The organism is Mycoplasmopsis agassizii, assembly GCF_002276225.1.
Lineage (GTDB): Bacteria > Bacillota_I > Bacilli_A > Mycoplasmatales > Metamycoplasmataceae > Mycoplasmopsis_B > Mycoplasmopsis_B agassizii_A.
This window is the reverse complement of record NZ_NQNY01000037.1, coordinates 1-791: the sequence shown is the minus strand read 5'-3', so window position 1 is coordinate 791 and position 791 is coordinate 1. Positions and strand designations below refer to the sequence as shown.

The 791-nt window shown below is 30.3% G+C and carries 1 protein-coding gene; it reads left to right on the top strand.

Annotation, left to right across the window (positions count from 1 at the left end):
- The coding region (locus CJJ23_RS04955) for a type I restriction-modification system subunit M (RefSeq protein WP_143823653.1) at nucleotides 1-791 on the top strand (791 nt) is incomplete at both ends.

Here is a 791-nt window from a genome sequence, read left to right as displayed (position 1 = left end):
GTTCCTGATAAGAAAAAAATAGATCGTGTTTATGATCCTGCTTGTGGTTCGGGTTCTTTATTACTAAAATATGCAAAAATTCTTGGTAAAGAAAATGTGCGTGGTTTTGATGGTCAAGAAATTAACTTAACAACATATAACTTAGCTAGAATAAACATGTTTTTGCACGACATAAATTTTGGAAAATTTAACCTTACATATGGCGACACCTTGACGCATCCAAGTGCTTCACATAATAAACCTTCTAACTATGAGGCAATCGTTTCGAATCCACCATATTCTGTAAAATGAGACGGCAATGCTAATGGACTTTTAACAAATGATGATAGGTTTAAAGGTCCTGGAGTTTTAGCACCTAAATCAAAGGGAGATTTTGCCTTTGTAATGCACATTTTACATTTATTATCTGTTCAGGGAACAGCAGCGATTGTTGAATTTCCGGGAACATTATATCGAACAGGTGCTGAAGAAAAAATTAGAAAGTATATTGTTGATAAAAATTGAGTGGATTCAATTATTCAATTACCTTCAGATTTATTTTTTGGTACCTCAATATCAACAGTTATTATGGTTCTTAGAAAAAATAAACAATCTAATAATATTTTATTTGTAGATGCTAGCGAAGAGTTTATTAAAATTGGCAAAGATAATAAATTAAGTGAGCAAAATGTAAATCGAATTCTTGAATCAGTTAGATTTAAAAAAGATGTAGATCATTTTTCAAGACTTGTAAATATTCAAGAGATACAAGAAAAAAATTACAACCTAGCAGTTAATACATATGTAGCAAA